At 29.1% G+C, this 6,282-nt stretch carries 9 protein-coding genes; 8 read left to right on the forward strand and 1 reads right to left on the reverse strand.

The window, feature by feature from the left end:
* Positions 1–168 precede the first annotated feature (168 nt).
* The 8 genes from ACFSTE_RS03980 (at position 169) to ACFSTE_RS04015 (ending at position 5,222) form a co-directional block, all read left to right on the forward strand.
* The gene (locus ACFSTE_RS03980) at positions 169–1,008 is read left to right on the forward strand and encodes a hypothetical protein (protein WP_378256075.1); all 840 of its coding nucleotides are present in this window, start codon (positions 169–171) and stop codon (positions 1,006–1,008) included.
* Positions 1,009–1,023: 15 nt separating this feature from the next.
* Entirely contained in the window at positions 1,024–1,362 is a 339-nt protein-coding gene (locus ACFSTE_RS03985; RefSeq protein ID WP_378297969.1) for a hypothetical protein, read from the forward strand.
* 741 nt (positions 1,363–2,103) lie between these two features.
* The gene (locus ACFSTE_RS03990; protein WP_378256069.1) at positions 2,104–2,295 is read left to right on the forward strand and encodes a hypothetical protein; all 192 of its coding nucleotides are present in this window, start codon (positions 2,104–2,106) and stop codon (positions 2,293–2,295) included.
* Positions 2,267–3,016 (forward strand): hypothetical protein, encoded by a 750-nt coding sequence (locus ACFSTE_RS03995; RefSeq protein WP_378256067.1) that lies wholly within the window; start codon positions 2,267–2,269, stop codon positions 3,014–3,016. The genes ACFSTE_RS03990 and ACFSTE_RS03995 overlap by 29 nt, the downstream gene beginning before the upstream one ends.
* Positions 3,016–3,282, forward strand: coding sequence for a hypothetical protein (locus tag ACFSTE_RS04000; RefSeq protein WP_378256065.1), 267 nt, complete (start codon positions 3,016–3,018; stop codon positions 3,280–3,282). The genes ACFSTE_RS03995 and ACFSTE_RS04000 overlap by 1 nt, the downstream gene beginning before the upstream one ends.
* A gap of 38 nt (positions 3,283–3,320) precedes the next feature.
* Positions 3,321–3,962: a hypothetical protein gene (locus ACFSTE_RS04005; RefSeq protein WP_378256064.1), complete on the forward strand. Its 642-nt coding sequence runs from the start codon at positions 3,321–3,323 to the stop codon at positions 3,960–3,962.
* Positions 3,963–3,993: 31 nt separating this feature from the next.
* The gene (locus tag ACFSTE_RS04010) at positions 3,994–4,299 is read left to right on the forward strand and encodes a hypothetical protein (RefSeq protein WP_378256062.1); all 306 of its coding nucleotides are present in this window, start codon (positions 3,994–3,996) and stop codon (positions 4,297–4,299) included.
* 50 nt (positions 4,300–4,349) lie between these two features.
* The gene (locus ACFSTE_RS04015) at positions 4,350–5,222 is read left to right on the forward strand and encodes an Abi family protein (RefSeq protein WP_378297971.1); all 873 of its coding nucleotides are present in this window, start codon (positions 4,350–4,352) and stop codon (positions 5,220–5,222) included.
* A gap of 476 nt (positions 5,223–5,698) precedes the next feature.
* On the opposite strand, the gene ACFSTE_RS04020 is transcribed toward ACFSTE_RS04015, so the two are convergent.
* On the reverse strand, positions 5,699–6,127 hold the full coding sequence (locus ACFSTE_RS04020) for a hypothetical protein (protein ID WP_378256056.1): 429 nt from the start codon (positions 6,125–6,127) through the stop codon (positions 5,699–5,701).
* Positions 6,128–6,282 lie beyond the last annotated feature (155 nt).

Below are 6,282 nucleotides of genomic sequence, written 5' to 3' on the forward strand. Positions count from 1 at the left end.
TGGTAATAGGTGGACATTTTTGTTGACCGTACCCCGACTATCATCGTCGGGATTATCATAAATTACGGAAAACCGTAATCAAATCCTTTGATTACGAGTGTTTTTTGCGGTTTTTCCGTAGTTTTTTTTTAATAGATTTTATTTTCTTTGCTTATAAAAACATTTACATTGAGTACTTCAATACATAGACTACTACAGGGATGTCCAAATGAATTAATGAAAGAACATTTCAGCTTGGACAGTAAGTTTAGAAAAGAACAAGCAATTAACTATATAGTAGAAACTTTTCAACGCAACAAAATCCTTGATTTTGTTTTTGAAAATTTTGGTTGTCTAAAGCAACATATCTACATTAATACATTTAATAAGGATTTTACAAGCTTTAATCCCTCCCCGGCTAATCAGCATTCAAATTATCAGAAAGGGACAGAAACGATTTACAATCTTCTTTTTGAAATGAATGTGCAAGCATTTAATAAAACACAAAAATCATTAGAGGAATTAGAATATTTAATTCCTGTACAAATAAGAAAATCAAAACTTCATTTAATTGTAAGTTTTAATACATTTGAGCGACGAGTTATAAATAGTTCAGGAGATAATTTTGTTATTCTGGACAGGAAAAATAGTGAAAATTCGTATATTGAGATAATCAAAGATAGTTTGCCTACTGGGATTACTTTTGTGCCAACAGACTTAAATAAAGGCATTAAAGAGCTGTGGAAGGAAGATAAGATAAAAGCAAAATTTTTAAAACACTTAAGGTCTAGTTCCGTATCTACAGAAGTAATGATGGAGGACGATAATTTAAAAGATAAATTACCAGATCTATACAATGAAGCTCTTACCAATCCTTTAGAAAAGAATGTTTTTGTTTTAGTAGAAGAGAAGACCGACATAGGAAGGTTTACAACTGAACCAATGAAAGGGAAGATTTCTATAAGTAGATATGCTAAGAATCTTGATTCTGTTAATGATTTAGTTATTAGTGTATTGGATAAGAATTAATAAATAATAATATTTATGTGGGGAGTTAATGTTGATAAGCAAATAGATTTATTAAGCTCTATAAACCCTGATAGGTTTTATGTGGAGAATGTAAGGAGTTTATTAGGGACTTCATTTAAAACCGCAAGACGCATTTGTGAATCAGCAACTAGATCAGGACAGTTCAAAAAAAAATATGGAGTAATATGTCCAAACGATGAATGCGGTAGAATAATTAAATCGTATGACAAAATCTCTGAAATAGAAGAAGCATTTAATTGTGACACCTGTGAGGATTTAGAAAGAGATTTATGTAAATTCTCTAGAGACGAATGTGAGATTTTAGAGTATTATCAATTGGTAACCAATGCATAAAAAACTTAAAGACATAAAGACTGAAAAGCAATTAAGGCTTTATAAAATACTCAAATCAGAATCTAGAAAAGATACAGTATTCAAGTTGATCATTTTATTCACTTTTATATTTGCAGGTATAATTGGTTATTTAATCTTTATGTGTGATTCTAAAAACACTTGGGAGATTGTCTCTTTATCTTCGCTGGAGGCTTTACTTCTTTTCGGATGGAAAAAGATTGTAAATCATTTTTTTGGCTCCCAATCATCTTCTTCAGATCACTTCTAAAAACAATCTACTGAAACTACAGAAAATAATTTCTGGGAGATAATTCCCTGTCAGAGAGAAATTTCCCTGCTGAAAATGTTAAAAAATTGATATTTACGGCAAAAACACCGTTGCTTTACGGAAAACCGTAAAAATTTGTTTTTTACAAGTAGTATATTGCTTGTTTTTACTGATTTGACTAGGTTGAAGAGATTTCGTACAAGCGTTAAAAATGCGGTAAAACCGTAAAATTTTTTACTATAAAATATGTAACTTGCCAAAGTTTTAACAAAACGCCTTTACCCCGATTACACACAAGTATTAATTAAAATAAAAGTTAAACAAGAAAAAAAAGACAACCCACTTATACGAATGACACATCTACTAGTATAATATAGTAAACTACTATATTTATCGATTTTTCCTCCTTTATAATTAGGTAGTTATCTAAATTTGTGGAAACAAATTAGATAAACCCTAAAATTAAAATAAAGATGAAAAATTTAGTAATTGTATTCGGAGTATTTGTAGCGCTGTTCATTTCTTCTTGTGAAACAACGAACATTAATGATGAAATCGGAGAAATCGAACAATCAGAACAAACTGAACTACAAGGGACACGAAAAGAAGACTCTATCAACCCTGGGGGTGGAGGGAATGGACCAATTGAGGACGACGAAGAATAATTTATATATCTTAAATAGTTTTTATTATATAATAGCGGTACTTTGTGTAACCGCTTTTTTTGCGTATGCATTTTTTCCAAGTCAAACTAAAGACTACATAGAAGCAAAATCCAAGTTTGATGACTACAAAGAGCTAAGAACAAAAGCCCTCAGTAAAGTTAAAAATGAAGCTAAAGGAACCAGGGTTTATTTAGAGTATTTAGATGCTAAAAAAGAGGTAGAGAAAGCAAAACAGAATTTATTAGAAATTAAGGAAAAAGATAAGTTTTTTGGGTTTGATAATAAGCAACAGTTTTTTGGAGAGTTTGGTTGGATCTTTGGTTTTTTTACCTACTCTTTATTTCATTTAATAGTTGCAATACTGGACAAATCTGAATACAAAAAAGGCAAGATTTGGCTTAATTCTACTACGCTATTTATTTCCTGCTATTATTTAGGTTGGTGCTTTAATATTAAGCAAGATTTTGAGGTTTACATATATGTTGTAGCTTGCTTGATAGCCACCGGAATAATTGTGGGTAGTTTGTATTTTGCTCTTAAGACAAAAAACACTTTATGGTTTAAGGTATCGAGTTTAGTCTCTTATGTCTTAAAAATAAGAAGAGTTTATATCGCAGGTTTAGCTGTTAAAGCTATGGAGGTTGAAGAAAATGAGACTATAGATATAGTTTTAGATTTTGAAAACGAAACAAAAAAAGAACTTGAAAAACTTGTTGAGTAATGGGGATGAGAGATGTTATAAAAAAAATATTCAAGAAAGGACTTATAAGTAAAGAAGCTTGTAAAGAAGAAGACTTTGATTTACTGCCTTTTATTCTTAAAAAGAGAGAAATTGAACAAAAAAGGAAAATAAAAGAATCTAAAGATAAAAAATCAGAGGTTGACGCGTTTTTAGAGATACTAAATGAAGAAGATGATTTATTTACCCCAAGTGAATTGTGTTTCCTTTATAAAGAGATTATTGGAATGGATGAGATAGCTAAATAATTCAAATAAACTATATATACTTAAAACCTAAATTTAAAATGAAACAAATTGCATCACTGTTAATAGGAGTTTTTTTTGTAGTTTCTTGTGGAAAAAACAAAGAAGAACAAATGTTATATAACTATCAGCAAGAAAACGCAAAAGCCTTAAATTTCAATCTTGATGATCTGAATTTTGAAATTAAAAAAATAGAAAAGGTTGCTGATATAACCGCCTCCGATACCATTAAAGAATTAAAAAAGGAACTTGCAGGGATATGGACAAAAAAACCAAAACAATCCCTTATCGACACTATAAGTTTTAGTTATCTTAAAGATGTTTTAAATGATGCTATAAACAAACAAGACACCCTTTATAAGGCTTATCAAGAATCGGTAATGACCGCGATTCGTATTGGTGATGTAGCTTATAAATACGAATCAAAAAGAAAAAGAGACAATGCATTAGATGAAAAGTTGTCTTATCAAAAAACATTGAGCAAAGTGAATTCTTTAGAAAAATACCACAGACAACTTTCGAAAAAACCAGACTCTGTACTTTCCTCAAAATATGTTGCTAGCTATACTCAGAACAATCCAATGCTAGGGAACGCAAAACAAACCTTTGACAAAGTGTTCTATACTGATTCAAAACAAACTCGTTTTATTAAAAGCGAGCCATTAAATCCAGAAACAGAATAAAACAAATTAAAAAACTCTCTAAACTTAACCAATGACTAAAAATTCATCTAGCCACCCTGTTAGACAAAAATTCGCAAGTAAGAGCTATTTAAATGGGCTAAATAAGGATAGAGAGAATATTTTTTCTGATTGGCATCAAGTAGGAAAGGATATAGAATCAATTATTGATATCCCTAATTATCCAGAAATTTCTTTTTCCAAAACGCATATTGTAAGCGCAAAAGGCTTTGTAAAAGTTATGAGATCTAAAAATAAAACTATAACAAAGACAAGATTTATTAGACCGAAAATAGGAAGTAAAAGCTTAGGTAAGTTTTTGGTGAAGTTTCATAGATAATAAAAATGTATTTATTTCTTATTTAAGATGTTTAGTCATAATAAATTAAAATGGGTAAAACAGCAACAACTACAAAAGAGCAATTAACGTCTCTAAAGAAAAGAGGAATGATTTTCGATTGCGGAGATGAAAAAGCTGAAGAAATACTTCTGGATATAGGTTATTATAGACTTGGGTTTTATTGGTTTCCTTTCGAAATAGACAAAGATCATAATTTTAGAGAAGACACATTGTTTTCGAACATAATTAATCTTTACTACTTAGATGTAGATTTAAGAAATATTTTACTTAAATATTTAAAACGTATAGAGGTTAATTTTAGAACTAAAGTTATTTATTATGTCTCTAATAAATATAAAAAAGACCCTATATGGTACTCTAATCCTCAAATAATGGATACTTGGTTTACAAGAAGCCTGAATAAAAAATTATATACAAATAAATTTAAAGAAGAGAATAAGCAAATAAAACTTCATCATAAAAAATACAGAAAAGACACATATGCGCCTACTTGGAAAACTTTTGAGTTTTTAACGTTTGGAGCTATCGTTACTGTTTTTAAAGCATTAAAAGACGAGGATCTTAAAAAAGAAATTTCGATGCTTTATGGGTTAAAAAACCTAAAAACATTTATAAATTTTATTTATACTATAAAATATATCCGAAATATTTGTGCGCATGCAGGAGTTCTATATGATTTGAATTTTCCACAAGGTATATACAAAATTCCTAGAACTAAGTTTAACAACAACAACAATCAATCATTAGATGCCGGAATAAAAACAATATCTTTTATTTTACGAAACATATCTGAAGAAAGGAACAAAGACATGAATAACGAAATAGATAAATTGTTCAGAGAGTACAAGAATAATGAGACAATTAAATTTATAATTAAGAATAAAATTGGTTATGATATATAATTTTTTTATATTTGCAATATCAAGTGCCTAGCTATTCATTTTGCTTTAGTGTTGCACTATAAAAAATTATACAGAACCTAGACATTGTGCTCTAGGTTTTTTTTGTGTCCAAAAATCTAACTAAAATTGGTAAGTCACTATGGCGTCGTTGAAATAATAACTATATGGGTTTCGCAAACTTAATACCTTTTTTATCTATGGTTTTGAAGTCTGTAGTGCCTTTAATATATGAACGAACAGCCTCTTTGTCAGATACCATTTTGGTAATTGACTTTAGAATTAAGGCTTTATTTATTTTCTTTTTGTCCATAATTATATAACAAAAGTATTGAATTTAAATGAATTACACAAGGCTATCTGGTTAATGAAGTAATTTGAAACAAAAACCAATTACCAATAACACGCATAATAAATAGCTAAATACGTGCCAACTTTTTTGATTGATATTAAGAAGATGTTGATCTTTAGTATTTTATTTACTCCTGGAACTTGTTAATTTTCTTTAATAAAGTCTCTTTAGCTTGCTTGATCTTAGACTCTGTATCTTCTACAATTTTCTTTAATTCAATTTCACGATTACAATCTTTTAGAAAATCTATAAACAATTCTGACTTCAATAAATCTGGTTGGTTATCAAGTAGAAAACCAACCACTTTTTTTATTTTCTTCGGATCAAGACTATCTATATCTCCAGATGTTCCTCTCAACATATCACCTTTTCCAGTAATAAGCCACTCTGGGTTCAGGTCAGGATAATGGTTTAATATTTTACTCGCTTTATCACTTCCTATATGGGTTCCGTTTCTAACAAACGAACTTGAAAACCCTAGGTCTTTGCAGAATTTATAGTTGCTAACCCCTTTTAATTTAAGATATTCCTGTATTCTTATTGAAGCGTTTGTCATTTATTTTAAAATATTACCTTAAAATACTTTTTTAGTATAAAATATTACCATATATTTGTATCATAATACTACTACTACTAACACAAAGCAGTATTAAAAATTAACAAAGTCAACACAAATATATGCAAAAGTCGAACAAAATATCGCACAAAACC

The organism is Aquimarina hainanensis (assembly GCF_042684685.1).
GTDB lineage: Bacteria > Bacteroidota > Bacteroidia > Flavobacteriales > Flavobacteriaceae > Aquimarina > Aquimarina hainanensis.